12 protein-coding genes are annotated in these 17,052 nt (G+C 33.4%); 7 read left to right on the forward strand and 5 right to left on the reverse strand.

What is annotated here, in order from left to right:
* The first annotated feature begins 162 nt into the window (after nucleotides 1–162).
* Together ACKI67_RS01215 and ACKI67_RS01220 are read left to right on the forward strand one after the other, a co-directional pair.
* Nucleotides 163–1,974, forward strand: a complete 1,812-nt coding sequence (locus ACKI67_RS01215; protein ID WP_407461569.1) for a hypothetical protein — start codon at nucleotides 163–165, stop codon at nucleotides 1,972–1,974.
* A 69-nt stretch (nucleotides 1,975–2,043) separates the two neighbouring features.
* The gene (locus ACKI67_RS01220; RefSeq protein WP_407461570.1) at nucleotides 2,044–2,760 is read left to right on the forward strand and encodes a metal-dependent hydrolase; all 717 of its coding nucleotides are present in this window, start codon (nucleotides 2,044–2,046) and stop codon (nucleotides 2,758–2,760) included.
* A gap of 186 nt (nucleotides 2,761–2,946) precedes the next feature.
* On the opposite strand, the gene rqcH is transcribed toward ACKI67_RS01220, so the two are convergent.
* On the reverse strand, nucleotides 2,947–4,959 hold the full coding sequence (gene rqcH / locus ACKI67_RS01225; protein WP_407461571.1) for a ribosome rescue protein RqcH: 2,013 nt from the start codon (nucleotides 4,957–4,959) through the stop codon (nucleotides 2,947–2,949).
* A 293-nt stretch (nucleotides 4,960–5,252) separates the two neighbouring features.
* Between rqcH and ACKI67_RS01230 the strand changes: the two genes are divergently transcribed.
* Nucleotides 5,253–5,525, forward strand: a complete 273-nt coding sequence (locus tag ACKI67_RS01230) for a hypothetical protein (RefSeq protein ID WP_407461572.1) — start codon at nucleotides 5,253–5,255, stop codon at nucleotides 5,523–5,525.
* Nucleotides 5,526–5,814: 289 nt separating this feature from the next.
* Here the strand turns inward: ACKI67_RS01230 and ACKI67_RS01235 are convergent, their stop codons facing one another.
* A complete protein-coding gene (locus ACKI67_RS01235; RefSeq protein ID WP_407461573.1) occupies nucleotides 5,815–5,940 on the reverse strand; it encodes a hypothetical protein in 126 nt (41 codons plus the stop codon).
* A gap of 38 nt (nucleotides 5,941–5,978) precedes the next feature.
* Complete coding sequence (locus ACKI67_RS01240) at nucleotides 5,979–7,796, reverse strand: DUF2070 family protein (RefSeq protein WP_407461574.1); 1,818 nt, start codon at nucleotides 7,794–7,796, stop codon at nucleotides 5,979–5,981.
* Nucleotides 7,797–8,017: 221 nt separating this feature from the next.
* Here ACKI67_RS01240 and ACKI67_RS01245 point away from each other — a divergent pair, with 221 nt between their 5' ends.
* The 4 genes from ACKI67_RS01245 (at nucleotide 8,018) to ACKI67_RS01260 (ending at nucleotide 14,218) form a co-directional block, all read left to right on the forward strand.
* Entirely contained in the window at nucleotides 8,018–8,551 is a 534-nt protein-coding gene (locus ACKI67_RS01245; protein ID WP_407461575.1) for a FumA C-terminus/TtdB family hydratase beta subunit, read from the forward strand.
* Between the two features lie 55 nt (nucleotides 8,552–8,606).
* On the forward strand, nucleotides 8,607–12,431 hold the full coding sequence (locus ACKI67_RS01250; protein WP_407461576.1) for a lectin like domain-containing protein: 3,825 nt from the start codon (nucleotides 8,607–8,609) through the stop codon (nucleotides 12,429–12,431).
* A gap of 140 nt (nucleotides 12,432–12,571) precedes the next feature.
* Nucleotides 12,572–12,889 carry a hypothetical protein gene (locus ACKI67_RS01255; protein WP_407461577.1) on the forward strand — a complete coding sequence of 106 codons (318 nt, stop codon included), beginning with the start codon at nucleotides 12,572–12,574 and terminating at the stop codon, nucleotides 12,887–12,889.
* Nucleotides 12,890–13,057: 168 nt separating this feature from the next.
* Nucleotides 13,058–14,218, forward strand: a complete 1,161-nt coding sequence (locus ACKI67_RS01260; protein ID WP_407461579.1) for a TIGR03576 family pyridoxal phosphate-dependent enzyme — start codon at nucleotides 13,058–13,060, stop codon at nucleotides 14,216–14,218.
* Nucleotides 14,219–14,422: 204 nt separating this feature from the next.
* Here ACKI67_RS01260 and ACKI67_RS01265 read toward each other — a convergent pair whose 3' ends face one another.
* Together ACKI67_RS01265 and ACKI67_RS01270 are read right to left on the reverse strand one after the other, a co-directional pair.
* The gene (locus ACKI67_RS01265) at nucleotides 14,423–15,337 is read right to left on the reverse strand and encodes a biotin--[acetyl-CoA-carboxylase] ligase (RefSeq protein WP_407461580.1); all 915 of its coding nucleotides are present in this window, start codon (nucleotides 15,335–15,337) and stop codon (nucleotides 14,423–14,425) included.
* Nucleotides 15,338–15,380: 43 nt separating this feature from the next.
* Nucleotides 15,381–16,877 carry an acetyl-CoA carboxylase biotin carboxylase subunit gene (locus ACKI67_RS01270; RefSeq protein ID WP_407461581.1) on the reverse strand — a complete coding sequence of 499 codons (1,497 nt, stop codon included), beginning with the start codon at nucleotides 16,875–16,877 and terminating at the stop codon, nucleotides 15,381–15,383.
* Between the last annotated feature and the right edge of the window lie 175 nt (nucleotides 16,878–17,052).

Here is a 17,052-nt window from a genome sequence, read left to right on the forward strand (position 1 = left end):
AATTTTTATTAAAAATTAAATGAAATTTGAGAATTTAAAAAAGAATTTTTTAATAATTTAAAATATTAAGAACTTTTAAAGTATTTTTAGAAAACGAAAATTATCATAATCGAAAATGAAAATTATCATAATCATTAAAATATATATTTTAGGTGGGTATTCGTGGCAGATTCGTTAGATATATTTACTGGTATTTTATTAACCGTCATTGGTTTAGTTCTTGTTTATGGAAGCATCATCTATCGGTTGATAGATTTGATTTTAATCATTGGTGTTTTAATCACCATATTTGGATTATATAAATTGCTTTCAGTATTTGTTATAAGACTTTTGAATTCAAAGAATTATAGAAGGAATTCAAGGTCCAGATTGAATCAAAAATCAAATGATCCCCTTTCCCGTGTAATGGAAGGTGCTAAAGAGGTTGAAGATTTAGTCAATGCCAAATTGGATGGAAGCAATGGCAAAAGTTCCAAATCAGTTTTGAAATCTCATAGTGACAGTTCATCTGGATTAGACGGATCCAGCAGAACTCTTGATGATTTCTTAAACAGCACTGCTCCTAAAGAACCTAAAATAAAATATGATGCTCCAATCGATGAAAGCAAACAGGTCTTCAAGACCAAACCAGTAAAAGAGGAAAAACCTAAATTCAAACTCCCATCCATTAGAAAATCTAACAAGCCAAAAAGAAGAAGTTATGGTTATTTGGAAGAAAACCAAGAAGAATCCAACCCTGATACCGTTTACTTTACACCTAATTACGAAAAACCTATGAAGGTTACTCGCAGACCTAGGAAGAAATCTGGCCAAACCATTAATTTGGCAGATGCTCCTAAAAGGTCAAATGAAATATCCAAGGCTTTGGCAAGTGTTGGCGATGCTGAAACAATTTATGATAATGAAGTGTCTGATGAAAGCTACAGCCTAATTCCTAAAACCATTGATGAGGAAATCATTTTGCCTATTGATGAGATTGATTTGGATGAGGCATTGGAAGAGCCTATCTACAACTTATCCCAATCTCAAAATACTCTCTACAATAATGTAATCTATGATGAAGGGGAAGATGATGGAGTTATCACTCCTATCTATGCTGATGAGGAATATAAGGAAGAACATGGCATAACTGATGAGGACTTAGGCGGATACGATGATGAGGATTATGGCACATTGGCTGAAACTGGAGCTGATGAAGATTTAGAGTATGTTGCTCCTTCAGCAGATGACTTGCCAAGACCAACATCAATTGCCTCCACAAATCCAATTGCTTCCAAGAAAGATGTGAATGCTTATTTAACTAGGCCTCATAGGAAATCTGAGGTTCTTGGTCATCCTAAGCCTAAGGCAAAAGTTGAAGAAATTCCTAAACCTGCTGCTAAGGTTGAGGATATTCCAAGACCAGTTCCAAAGGCTAAGGGCCCTGACTTAGAGGAATCTCCAGATATTTCAGAAATTACAGCTGCTCCTGAGGAAACCATTACAATAGACCCTAATGACCCAGAATCATTGCCTATTCCAAAATTATTGAATAGTTATGTAATCTGTGAGAAAGGAATCTTAACTTCTCAAGAAGCTTTTGAAGAGGTTGCAAATCATTCTAAAGAGGAAATCCTATTGGAAGCACCTACAATCAAGGATATGGGTGACAGATTCTTGTCAAGCATTTCAAAAATCAAAACCAGAATCATCATTCAGGAATTTGATTTGGAGGACATTTCATATGTTCTCTTATTGAGTTCCCTTATTAAAAAAGGAGTTGAAATAAAGACATTGGCTTCTGTAGATTCATTCAACTTAATTGGAGACACTTCTCATGCATTGATCATATCCAATAGTTTGGATGAGGATGATTTCGAATATGGTGCTGTTTATGATGACAAGGAATCTGTAGAAAACATTAAGGAATTGTTCGAATCATCCTGGAATATAGCTAAGGATTTGGATATTAATGCAATTGCTGAAAATAATTAAAATTATTATGTTAAATTAATTTTTTCATTATATTTATTAAAAAATCATTATACTAAAAAGGTGAAATTTATGGAAATGAGATATTTAGGCCATTCTGCATTTGAATTGATTAGTGATGAAGGAGTAAAGATTTTAGTTGACCCATTTATTAGCAACAATCCTGCATGCCCTCTTCCTGTAGAGGAATTGGATGCAAACATAATCTGCATTACCCATGGTCACTCAGACCACTTTGGAGATGCGATGGAAATAGCTAACAACACCAATGCAACTCTCGTAGCAAATCATGAAATTTCACTGTTTTTAGGAGAGCAAGGCTTTGAATGTGTAAGCATGAACACTGGTGGTTCCGTTTTCATTCAAGGAATCAAGATTACCATGTTGGATGCAAGACATTCATCTTCAATTGATTTCACTGATGAAGTTCGTCCTGCAGGAGATCCTGGAAGTTTCCTATTCACTTTCCCAGATGGAACTAAAGTATTCCATGCAGGAGACACTGGACTCTTTTCAGATATGGAAAATGTAATCGGAAAAATCTATAAGCCAGACATTGCAATGGTTCCAATCGGTGACAAATTCACTATGGGTCCATTTGAAGGGGCTTTGGCAGCTATGTGGTTAGCTCCAAAAGTTGTCATTCCAATGCATTACAACACTTTCCCTGTTATAGAACAAGATCCTGCAATATTTTCCAATTTTGTAAATCAGCTTCATCCTAATGTGGATGTTGTTATCATGAATCCAATGGAATATTACAAACCGGATTTTGAAAAAGAGGAATAATCTTATAATTATTTTTTTTAATTTTTTTATTTCTATTTTAATTCCATTTTTATTTCTATTTTTTATTTCTATTTCTTCGCTATTTTTAAAAAAAGTTATTGTTTTTTCCTATTTTAATTATTTAAAAGAAGTAAATATTTTTTCAGATATTTCCATTGTTTTAAAAAGGAATTTAAGAAAATGGATTTAAACAAAATCACATTTTCCACTAGGCAATACCCTTACAACATCATCCAAGGTCAATAAGTCATCCTCATTGATTCTGGACAATATCTCTTTAGCTATTTTTTCCTTTTTGGTAAAACCTGGTTTTATTGTAACGAATTTGTTTGTATAGTTTTTCATTGCATCGGTAGGTCCTGCCATTATTCTTTTCTCACCATCATAGTCAACAAGACCTATGGAAATCTCAAGCTTGCAACCCCTAATATAGTTTCTATGTCCACGAATGATGAATGCACCTTTAGGTACAAACTCACCGGAAACTGGGGTTTTTGAAACTTGGTCTGGCTCCACCCAATAGACGTCTTGAGATGTGAAGTTTTTCGACCAAGCACTTGAAAAGGAAGCTGAAAACTCACCTAATTCTTTAAGCAAATTGTCATTTAATGAATCGGATGGTACTTTCGCTACAACTGAAGGAGCACCATGTATATCTGCATGCAAATAAATATCATTTTGTTCTAAATATTTCTTCACAACAGCTTCATTTGTACCTGCATCCCTTCCGCAGACAACCAATATTCCATCACTTGAGACAAACCATCTAAGTTTCTCATACCATTTGAGATTCTTCTTCACTCTCTTCTGTGGAACCATGATGTTTGCCATTGCCTTTTCCTTTTTGGCTTCCATATCTGCAAGTTGCTTTTTGGTGTTTTCAATAGCTATCAATGCACCTTTTATTTTTCGCTTAGCCTTTTTAGCCTTTTCATAGTAGACTTCAGCGTTATCAGGTATGGACTTTTTGCTGTCAAGTGCAATGCTCACATCATCAATTCTCAATGTGATGTTTCCAAGAGGATCCATGGATTCGAATATCTGCGCCTCAGGCATTCCAGACTTTTTGGCATCCTTCAATGTTTTTCCTATTTCCTTCCATCCATAGTCCTTTTCCCTTGCACCTTTGATTACATTCAATATATTGTCAACTTGAACATAATTTGTGAATATGAGTTCCCCTTTCTTTTGGGAATCTTCAATTGTCTTTTCAAAGTTAGCTAATGTCTCTTCCTGCTTTTCAAGACGTTTTGAGAATTTTGACACTTTCTTGTTCCATGCAGATTCCTGAATGTCTGTTATTTCATTTTTGACTTTAGAGGAATAGAACTCATCGCAGGCTTCATTGAAACTATCAAATTCCTCCTCTTCAAATCCTTCATACTGTTTGATACTTATTGAAATAACATCCTCCTTGGATTTATACTTTTTATCAGGATTTTCTTTTTGCAGCTCTTCAATTTCCTTTTTGTTGTTTACAATCATTGGAGTGAATTCATTTTTCTCCAAAGGTTCAAAGACAGTTTTCAAGGCATTATAAATAGCGTTAATCTCTTCAACACTTAATGAGGAGCAGGATGTCTTTTTGCTTATTTCAGTATTTAGCATTATCTCTTCTGCATAAAGGCTTCCAAGTCCGTTTGTAGCAAGAACCCTTACTATCTCTTCATCATCTCCACCAGCAATGATTTCCTTGAATTCATCGATTGTAAGTGTGATTGGATTGATCCCATTCTCTTGAGGGAAAATGTATTCCTTTTTGGAGCTTATGTCCCTGTCACTCCAATGCTTTCTTTTAAGAGGCAAAATGATTTCATTAGCTTCATTCAATAATATTATGTTTCCTTTTGCAAAGAGTTCAACGATAAGTGTGTATGTCTCTTCCTTTTTCATCTTGATTTCCACAACTCTATCGAAGTTATGCTGTTCTACACTGACTACATTTGCCCCTTTGACTCTTTTTCTAAGAAGCATTGGAAAAACTGGTGGATTTTGAGGATTTGTTAATGGGTATTGGCTTATGTGGATTCTTTTTCCTGCTTGGATTACAAGATCCAATCTTCCAGTACCTGCCTTATGGAATCTCATCACCACAGTATCTTTGGTAGGCTGGAATGACTTATCCACTCTTGCACCAGCTAACAAATCATTTAGTTCTTGACATATTGTGTATATGTCTACATTGGACATTGATTTCATATTTCTCACTTGAATATAATTATGATAAATTAATTACTTTTAATTTTTATTATTTTCATTGATTTAATTTTTTCAATTTTAGATAAAAACCTAATTTTTCATATTAATTTATGCAATATTTTATATATTATATTAACTTATATAATTAATAGTTATAGTTTTTATATGATTTTAATATTATTTTAATATATTTTTTATATTTCTAAAATTTTATGATTATATTCAAAACTTATCAAAAACTTTTTTAAATCAAAATTAATTTATATTTATTTTTATAATTGGAGGAAAGATTAATGGATTCTACTGTTAAAATTGTATCTATTCATATTGCTGCTGCAATAGTTGCAGCTCTTATATCCACAGTATTTACAACTGGAATGATAGGATTTACAAACCATGTATTTGCTTTTGCAATAGGTGTTGTAATTCTTTATTTCGTTGGACAATTCTGTCAAAAAGCATTTGAAGGTGAAATCGAAGGATTTTCCGCATGGTTATGGGACGGAATTTTACCATTCGGTTTCTGTTGGTTCATTTTATGGACTATTATAACTAATTATATCTAACAAACTTTTGAAAAAGTTTGATCAAAACTTTTTCTTTTTTATTAATTCTTTTAACTTATTTTTTAATTCTATTTTTTAACTATTTTTTATAATTTTTAATAAATTTTTAACTTTTTTATTAATTCATAACTTCATAGTCTATTTTTTAAGCGAAATTTAGGCATTTTTTTAAAAATAAGAGTTAATTATATGTTAAAAATAAAAATAGATTTAAAATAGATTAAAAATATTAAAATTAAAGTTGATTAATAATTAAAAATAGAAAAAAAGTTTTTTAAATTAAAAAACTTTAGAAAAATTCATCATCTTCGTCGAATCCACCGTAATCTGGGCTGTCTGAAAGGTCAGATCCACAGTTTTCGCAAATCAATGCACCAACTGGATTCAAATGTCCACATACATTACAGGTAATCATCTTTTTTCACACCTAATTTATTTTTTAAAAACTTATTTTTATAATATGAAAATCCAAATCAATACAAAGAGAATTGCTACAATAAAGATTAAAGGAGCTATGATCTTACTTACAGCTACGATAGAACTGATTGTGGAAATAAGCTCAGTTGAATTCTTTGGACCGAATGTCTTAAGATTGTAGATTCTTTCTATATTTGCCCCTGCTTCAACAGGTTCCAAATCATTTATAGCTTCCTGAATGGATAATTTAAGATATTCGAGGATTTTTTCCTTTTCTACAGTTCCCACTGGGTTGTATCCTGCAGATAATGTATTTACAGTATGGGTATCTGATGTCATCACTTCTATCTCATCGATTTCCAAGTCCTTAACTGCATTGAATATTGTTTCTCTAAATCCAAGTTCCATATTGTTTGCATCGAATAATGCATAAGCTGTTCTTTGGCCGTTAACTTCAATGACCATGGTTTTCAAACCGCTTTCACCTATTCCTTGATGCTTGTCGAATCCTCCAAGATCTGTATAATGGCATCCCACTTGGATTTCATGTTCAAGGTCTTTTGTCTGAATCAATTTGATTGTATCAAGCAATTGGAAGAATTCCGGATTTCCTGGAAGGACTTCCCCTTTTTCAGGGTTGAATGAATTGTGGCAGTCAACCAAAATATTGCTTTTGGTTCCCAATACCCTTTGGCTTTCAAACAATGTTGCAAGTCCTACACCATATTCGATATCATCACTTCCGGATGGTGCGAATGTAGACAGGAGGATTGATCCATTTTTAAAGAATTGAACTCCGATATTTGCTTTTTTATGGGAATATCTAATAAATTCACTTGCAAATGGAGAATATTCCATTTTATCCAATGCTTTTCTCACAGCCTCTTCAATTTTAACGATTTCTTTACTTGAAACTGGGTTGAAATCGTGTGTAGATGGTCCATGAGCAACCATTGTAAATGAATCAAAGCTATTTGCTAAGATTGTTGGCATATTTGAACCTCCAATATCTCCAAGAGGTCCTGGATGTACACATGGGCTTATAAACAGTGCCTTTATGTCACCATCCAATTTTTTAAAGCTTGCAACTCCCACATATGTGTCGATTGCCTCTCCAACATTGTCAAACAATTCTTCTATGCTGTCTGAACCTTCATTCATATGGGAAATGAAGTAACTGAGAATGTCCAATGCTCCAAATCCTAAGTTCTTTTTCATTGGGGAATTTACAACGCTTATCAATGAGTAAATAGCAAGCAAAAAGATTAGGCTAGCTATGACTACTTTGAAGATTGTTGTAAAGAGTCCAAGTTCAAACATTCCTTCAATATCATTTAAGAAACTGGTGATGATGAGCATTCCAATCATAAGCAATGGCTGGATAATTGCAATAAGGAATGAATTGATAATTTTTATCCTGGTTGTACTCCAAATTACAAGAGCATTGAATGCAAATGCCAGCACTGATCCGAATAGGATGGAGTTGAAAAATAGGTCCAAATGGAATATGGCTCCGACTACAGTTCCAATAAGGCTTACAAGTCCTGCAATAAGCATAGACATAAATCCTAAGAACATGGAGTGTTTTGTCTTGAGGTTTATTCCCTTTAGGGTGTCAACAAAAAACTGATCTGTAGAACCTGTAATGATTGCTGGCAATCCAAAGACAACAAATCCAAATGCTCCTCCATAAAAGAAGTTTTCCAAACCGCTGTCTATCGCCATAGGTTCAACTAAAAATAATACTGACCCTATAATAAAACTCATTACAATAATCAATAGCAATGAAGTTAGAGCGTCAGGCAATGTTCTTATATATTTTGATAATCCTGCAACACTACTCATACTGGACATTAATAATCAGACCTTTGTTTTCCTCAAAAAAATAAAGTATAAATTATTATATATTAAAAAATTAAAAATATAATATTAACATTATAATATATATAATATTTTTTTATATAAACATATACTATTTGATTTTTTTAAAGCAAATATATAAAATCAAACACATAAAAATTAAATTATAAAAAAATTCTTAAATTAATTAAAATGATGAAAAATTTGGTGGCTTCATGATAGAATTAACTACACCTATAACTGATGAGGATATTAATAAATTAAAGGCTGGAGATGTAATTGCAATCTCCGGTCAAATATTGACAGCAAGAGACCAGGCACATAAAAGAATCTTGGAAGAGGGAGCTCCTTGTGACATTGAGGGAGCAGTTCTGTTCCATGCAGGACCTATCATTAAAGAAGAGGAAACTGATGATGGGGAAAGCAAATATGAAATGGTTGCAGTAGGTCCTACAACTTCCATGAGAATGAATCCATATGAATCTGATGTATTGGATATGGGTGCTAAGATCATCATCGGTAAAGGTGGAATGGACGATTCTGTCAGAGAGGCTTTAATCAGAAACAATGCAGTTTATGTGGTGGCAACAGGGGGTTGTGCCGCATTGTATGTAGATAAGGTCAATGAGATTAAGGGGGTAAATTGGCTAGACCTTGGAATGCCTGAAGCTATTTGGGACTTGGATGTAGTGTCCTTCGGTCCTTTGATTGTAGCTATGGACGCTCAAGGCAACAGTCTTTATGATTAATTCACTTATTTATTATTAAAAATAATTTAAATTAATCAAAATTTTTATAGGTAAAATGAAATTCAGGAATGGAATAATTATCATTTTATTATTTATAGCGTTAGTTTCAATTCCTATAAGTTTTGCAAGTGATTTGGATGGAGATATTGATTCAAATCAATTGTATGATAATGATTTGATAATTGATCAAGAATTGGATGAAGATATTATTTCGGATTCTGATTCAAATGGTTATGATGAGGAATCTGCAGTTTTTAATGAGAATATTCAAGCATCTGATGATGAATATGACGACAGTAGTCAGTATGAGGTCTTATCAGATGGCGATGAAAATCTTTTGTCAGATTCATCCAGTCCTGATGGAAATCTTTTGCCTGATTTAGACACTGATTTTGCTAATATTGAAATTAATTGCAGTGACAGCAATACAATATATGTAAATGCTTCCTACACTGGTTCAGAGCAGTACGGTACTAAATTAAATCCATTCAAAAGCATTGCAGATGGATTTGACCATTTATCCACTTATGGAATTAGCAACATATTCATTGCAAAGGGAACCTATAGCATTACCAATAAGTTGCATGTGTCAAAATCAATCAATATTATTGGGGAAGATGCTAAAAGCACCATTATAAATGGTTTAAACCAGACTCAATTGCTGTATATTTCAGCCAGCAACATTGTTGTTAATATAATTAATCTAACTTTCACAAAAGGTTTAAATCAGAATGGTGGAGCAATTTATAATAGATATTCTAGTTTAAATATTATCAATTCTATTTTTAAGGATAATCATGCATATGATAGTGGTTCAAGCCATGGTGAAGGTGGGGTTATCTATAATGAGAAAGGTTTCATTAAAATTTACAATTCCACTTTTTCAAACAATAATATATTTTCAAATGATCTCAGTGGAACATATTCCAAATATGGTGGAGTCATATACAGTAATTTGGGTGAATTGAGTATTTTCAATTCTAAATTCACTAACAATGGCATTCAAGGAAATTACAGTACTGGCGGAGTCATATATAGTTCCAAAGGATTTTTAACATTATTCAACACTAGCATCTCAAACACTACCCTTGACTCAAGGTATCACTCTTTAGGCGGTGCCATTTCCATTTGGGATGGGCGTAATACTTTTATAATCAATTCTACAATCACCAGCAACACAATCAAAGGTTCCTATGTCTATGGTTCAGCTATTGCGCATAAGGGGGTATTGCTTGAAATAATTAATTCAACTATCTCAAATAATTATGCGAATGGAAACTCTTCAGCAAACAGCACAGTCTATAATATGAATGGAAATTATCGCTTTGAAAATACTAATTTCACAAATAATGGAATTAAAACAGTAAAAACTATACTGTCCTGTCTTGAAGACCAATTGATCATTTCAGATATTGTAGATATTGATTCATTAGGTGATTTGCCTTCCAGCTATGATTTAAGGGATCTTGGTTTAGTCACAAGCGTTAAAAATCAAGGCAGCAATGGGGATTGTTGGGCATTTGCCATGTATGCAGCTTTAGAATCATATCTGTTGAAATTTGAGAACATCACTTATGACTTCTCAGAAAACAACATGAAAAATGCAATGTATGAAAATGGAACATATGGTACTGAAGAAAGTAGCAGTGGAGGAAATCATATCATGGCCTTTGCTTATCTCTTGAGAGGCAGTGGGCCTGTAAATGAAAGTTTAGACCCTTATCCTTCCAATATTCCTCTTGAAGACTTGGATATTGAGAAATACGTTACAGGATTTGAATATGTTCCTTTACGTTTAAACTATTTGGATAATGACCAGATAAAATATGCGATTTTACAGTATGGTGCATTATACGCTCCGATTTACTCTACCATGTTGAGAAGCAATGGAACAGGTTATTCTGACATTCCAAATACTAACAATCATGCAGTGGCTATTGTAGGATGGGATGACAATTACCCAGCAAGCAGTTTTAATCCAGTACCTCCAGGAGATGGAGCTTGGATTATTAAAAACAGTTGGGGTGACACCAAGGGAGATGGAGGATATTACTATGTTTCCTATTATGATTCCACTTTCCCAGGAGTTACAGACCAATTTGCAGCAATAGCTATCAGTTCAGTTGAGAATCTCACTGAATATAAGAGTATTTATCAATACGATATGCTTGGAAACAGTTATGAATCTGTAGGATACAATTCCAATACTGCATGGTTTGCAAACCAATTTACTGCAGAATCAAACAATCCAATCAAGGCATTTGGTTTATACACCTTCGGTTCTTCAAGTTATTTGGTTAACATAACCGTCAACGGAGTCTCCAAGCTTGTTCAAGAAGGAAATTTAACTGGAGCAGGATATCATACAGTAGAGCTAAATCAATTTGTGGATGTGGCAAAAGGAAATGTCTTTAAGATTACCGTAAAATTAACCACTCCAGATTCATTATTCCCAGTTGCAATTGAATCTAAACGCTCAGATTATAGTACAAAAGTCACTGCTGAACCAAATCAATCATTCATCAGTCCAGATGGCGTTAACTGGTATGATATGGCTATGAATCTTTCAGTAAGCAAATTTTATAAAAGAATAAGCAGAATGAAATTAACTGATGCAAATGTATGTCTTAAGGCTTACACTGGATATGCAGACTTGTCATTGGATATCAAAACCAATTTCTCTTATTACCTTGAAGGAGATTCAATCCAATTCAATATAACAGTGTCCAACAAAGCAGATCCTTCCGGCGAAATCAATGTAAGTTCACTTTTAGATGACAGTGTCACTCTTCTTTCTCATATTGTAGATAGGGGAATTTTTGATGAGACAAATGGCCTATGGGTCATTGACAATTTAAATGCTGGTGAATCAGCAAAATTGGTCATGACATTGAAATTCAATGAAAAGAAAGCAGCTGTAATCAATTCATTCTCTCTTAAGAGCTTATCCTATAGCTCTCATCAGAGCCTTGTCAAAGATTCAGTTGTTGAATATGCTACCCATACCGAATTCTTGAAGATAGCAACAGTCAATACAACTGTCAAATCAGGCAAATCTGTGACCATTACTTTAATTGATGGCTACAATAATATACTTACAAACAAGAACATAACATTAAAGCTGATAAGTTCTAACAATAATTATACTATGAATCCTTTGACTTTGAATACAAATAACGGGTCTGTAGGATATGCTTTGAACTTGCCTGCAGGAAAATATAAGTTCATGGTCCTGTTTGAAAGTGATGGATATTATGACTCTTCAAATTACACATTTGATGTAAATGTAGTCAAGACAGCCACTAATGTTGTGGCAAGCAATATGAATGCATCTACAGTGGTTAAGGCTATTGACGGAAAGATTGGAAAATATCTTAAAATGACCTTAAAGGATGCGAATGGAAAGGTTTTAGTTGGTAAAACAGTCATTTTCAAATTCAATGATTTGACATTTAGCAGAGTCACCAATAAATCAGGTGTTGCTCGCTTGCAGATCAATATTGCAACAGCAGGAACATACAGCTTTAAAATCAGTTTTGCAGGGGATGAAAAACTCAGTGCTTCAAGCAAAACTGTCAAGGTCTATGTCAAAAAGCAAACATTGAAGTTAACTGCACCTAAAAAGACTTATAGGCTAAGAAACAAGAAAAAATATTTGACTGCAACATTAAAGAACAGCAAAGGAAAAGCCATAAAGAACAAAAAGATAACTTTCACAATCAACGGCAAAAAATACACTGCAAAAACAAATTCCAAAGGAGTTGCAAAGGTCAAGGTAAGCCTGTCCAAAAGAAAAACCTATAAGTTCACTGCAAAATTTGCAGGTGACAAATCATATAAGGCAGTTTCAAAAACATCTAAGGTCGTTGTTAAGAGATAGGCTGTTTAAAAGGAATGGAAAATTTCAATTTTTTTTTAAAAAATTCTTATACCTATTATTTTAAATATGATAAAAATCTAAATAAATATAGTTTTATAATAAATGTTTATTTAAAAAATTATGATTATTTTGGTGATACAATGGCAGACATTGCAGAAGCAGCTGAAAAAAAATTAAAATCAAGAATCAGAAAATTAAAAAAGTGCAATAAGGATGCAGAAGAAAAAGAAAAATTCTTCAATCAATTAGGTCTTTCCTTTACTATCAGTTTACCTACTAAAAACCCTGAAAAACAGGAAGACTTTGTAATGTTATATACCAGTCCTGAAGGAAACATCGTTCACGCTGAATATGCATATTCCGAAGGTGAAGAGTTTACCCAAATGGACATCAGTGAAAAAGATTTAAAAGTAATCATTGAATCATTCTCTGATTTTGAATTAAGTCTTTTAGACTAATCATTTTTATAATTCTATTTTTAGAATCATCTTCTATTCTTAGAATTTTTTTCTACTTTTAGAATAATTTTCTATTTTTAGAATTTCTATTTTTTTATTATTCTTGAAATTTTTTATTATTAATCGATTTGCTTATTTTTAATTTTTTAAGTTTATTAAGGTTTTATCATGATTGTCAATAATTCATTGGATGAAGTTAAGAAAAGGGAATCTGCTTTGAAGATCATTAGAGAGATTATCGATAATGGGGGAAGAGATTCATTATATGATGTTACAGGACTTTCTGGTGGTTTTATAGCAAGTGAAGAAGAGTTGAATCTCTTGGAAACCTATGTTGGCCCAGCTATCTTTGAAGATGAACTTCAAGTTGCAGGTAAGGAACATCTCGGTGGAGAAAAGGTTTTGGCTGTAAACAGAACAAGTTCCGGAATCTTAGCAAGCATTTTGGCATTGGTTGAAAAAGGAACTCACGTAAGTCATTTCTTAGCTGAATTTCCAGCACATCCATCCATTCCAAGATCATGCAAGATAGTTGGAGCAAGCTATGATGAATTCGTTGACATTGATAAGTTCAACATACCTGACAACACTTCTTTAGTGGTTGTAACAGGCTCTACAATGGACCATAAGGTCATTGATGAGGAATTGTTTAAGCAAGTAATCGATATGGCTCATGAAAGGGATATTCCTGTATTGGTTGATGATGCTTCTGGTGCAAGGCTTAGGACTGCAGTGTTCAATCAAAGGAAAGCTACAGAGCTTGGTGCTGATTTGGTCGTCACCAGCACAGATAAATTGATGCCGGGTCCACGTGGAGGATTGATGTCTGGTAGAGCTGATTTGGTTGATGAGGTGAAGATTAAAGCAAATCAATTTGGCCTTGAAGCCCAACCTCCATTGATTTTGGCTATGGTGAATGGTATCAAGAATTATACTGAAGAGAATTTGCTTAAGGCCATTTCCAAAAAGGATGAATTTTACAGTTTGCTTGCTGAAAAGTATGAAATGTTTGAAAAGACACCTACTGGTGTACGTGTCAGCGAAGAGTCCCTTAAGAATCAATTGGACATCTTAAATATTGAAACAGAGCTTTCACAAAAGGACTGTTGTTTCTTATGGGCTATGATTTTATTGAAGGACTTTGGCATTATAACAATACCTGCAGTGGGGATGCCTGGAGCATCTGCATCAATCCGTTTCGATTTGTCTGCTCAGGATGTAATTGATATGGATATCAATCAATTGTATGAAAATGTGGATTCTTCAATTGAAGAACTCTTGAATATATGTCAAGATGTTGAAAAATCAAAAGAATTAATATTCTATTAGGGATAGTTAAAAAGAGATTTTTAGCTATTAAGCTATTTTTATTAATTTTTATTAATTTTTAATTTTTATTAATTTTTATTTTATTATATTTGTTTATTTTAAAAAAGAGGTAATAAAATGAAAATTTAATTTCATTTTATTTATTATCTAATAGTTTAAAGTACTATTTTTGTTTATTTTAATTAAAAAATATAAATTTTAATTTTATTCGACGGTTCTAAGCTCACCGGAAATGATCTTTTCTAATGTGCCGTCTTGTCTTTCAATGATTAAACTACCCTCATTATTGATACCAACAACGTATCCTTGGGTGGTTTTACCACCGGTTTGGGTAATGTTTACGTATTTTCCAATGGTATCTGCAAGATCTCTCCATTCTTTAAGGATAGTTTCAATTTCGCCAGCTTTGTATAAGTCATAAACCTTTTCAAATTCGTTCAAGAATATTGCAATAAGTTCATTTTCATCAACTTTAGTTGGCAATTCTTCATTTAGGGTAGTTGCGCCTATTCTGATGTCTTCAGGGAAATCTTCCAATTTAAGATTGCTGTCTATTCCTATACCTACCACAATCCAGTCAATTTCGTTGAATGTGGCATTGACTTCAGTCAGAACTCCAGAAATTTTATTTCCACTAATCAATACATCATTTGGCCATTTGATTTTTGCATCAACACCTAATGATCTGATGGCTTTTGCTATTGCAACCCCTGTTGCCAATGTGATTAAACCTATTCTAGCAGTAGGAACGTTTGGTCTTAGGATAAGGGACATCCATACTCCACCTTCTGGAGCTTCCCATTTCTTACCTAATCTTCCTCTAGCATTTGTTTGAATTTCAGAAATTAATAGGGTACCTTCATCAGCACTGTGGTTTGCTAAAAATTTAGCTATTGAATTGGTGGAAAATACTTTTCTAAAACAAAGGATTTCCTTTCCCATATATTCGGTTTCCAAGTTAGGGAGAATCTTTTCCTTTGTAATGTGTTCAGTTTTTCCGAATCCTAATTCCTTGATTGCTTGTTCAATAGTTTCATCATTGATGGAGTCTAGCCTTGCAGCATCCTCATCAGAGATTACTTCATGGCTAAGTAAGAGCTTTATCATTTCTTTTTTCATAATCATCACTTAGAATAATAGATTGTAAAAATTATAAATTTAATTATTTTTTATTTTTAAGTTGTTGAGCTTGAGCAGCATTGAAATAAGTTCCAACAGCTCCTGAAATAGCAGCTATTTTCTTTCCAGGCATAAAAGTGGATTTCATACGGTTTACCATTTCTAAATCCTCTTTATTCACTTTTTCCATTTCTGCGTCAATCCATTTCTTATGTTCATCCACAAAGTGGGTGTGCAAGTCACCTGCAAGGAATGATTCGTTTCTTAGGATTGCCTTATGGAAAGGAATGGTTGTTTTTACACCTAAGATAATATATTCACTTAATGCTCTTTTCATTCTGTTGACTGCATCGTTTCTTGTACGGCCACTGGTAATCAATTTGGAAATCATGGAGTCATAGAAAGTTGGAATTGTATAATTCATGTAAACTCCACTGTCTAAACGTACACCCGGTCCACCAGGTGATCTGTAACCAGTAATTTTTCCAGGGTTTGGAGCAAAGTCTGCAAGTGGGTTTTCAGCATTGATACGACATTCAATAGCATGTCCTGTTATGCTAATGTCCTTTTGTTCGTATTCCAATTCTTCCCCGTAAGCGATTTTGATTTGCTCTTTGATTAAATCAGTATTAGTTACAATTTCAGTGATTGGGTGTTCCACTTGAATACGTGTGTTCATTTCCAGGAAGTAATATTCTCCATTCTCATACAGGAATTCCACAGTTCCTGCACTGTTGTATCCAATGGATTCAGCAGCCTTTACTGCACTTTCACCCATTCTTTCTCTCAATTCTTCAGTCATAATTGGGGAAGGAGCTTCTTCCAATAGCTTTTGATGTCTTCTTTGGATGGAACATTCCCTGTCTCCTACATGGATAGTGTTTCCATGTTCGTCGGCTAAAACTTGGAATTCGATGTGTCTTGGTTTTTCCAAGTATTTTTCAATGAATACTGTTGCATCTCCAAAGTTTTTCAAAGCTACTGATTGGGTTGCTTCAAGTGCACGTACAAGTTCATCTTCCTCATAAACAGCACGCATACCAATTCCCCCACCACCAGCTGATGCCTTGATGATTACAGGGTATCCGATCGCTTCAGCAATTTCCTTTGCCTCTTCGACATCGGAGATTCCATCAGGAGTACCTTCAATAACTGGGACTCCTGCATCTTTCATTAACTGTTTGGAAGTGATTTTATCTCCCATTTTTTCAATATGCTCTCCTTTAGGACCAATTAATTTGATTCCATTCTTTTCACATTGTCTTCCAAGTTCTGGATTTTCTGCTAAGAATCCATATCCTGGATGAATTGCATCTGCACCAGTGTCAAGTGCAGCATTAATGATTTTTTCAATGTTCAAATAAGACTGGCTTGGTGAAGGGTTTCCTAAAGGAACGCTTTCATCTGCATAATTAGTATAAAGAGAAGTTTTATCAGCATCTGAGTATACCGCTACGCTTTTCATGTCCAATTCCCGACATGCACGCATAATACGTATTGCGATTTCTCCTCTGTTTGCAATAAGTACTTTTTCAAACATATAATACCTCTTTTTATAATTTTATAAATCTTAAAAATTCATATATGCTTTCATATGATATATCAATCATTATGAATCATTATAATATTATATATTAATAATTATTAATATTAAATTTTATCATTGTTTTTTTTTAAACTTTTAGAATATGGTAAACTTTAATAAGTAAAGTATA

This window comes from Methanobrevibacter sp., assembly GCF_045577275.1.
Taxonomy (GTDB): Archaea; Methanobacteriota; Methanobacteria; order Methanobacteriales; family Methanobacteriaceae; genus Methanobrevibacter.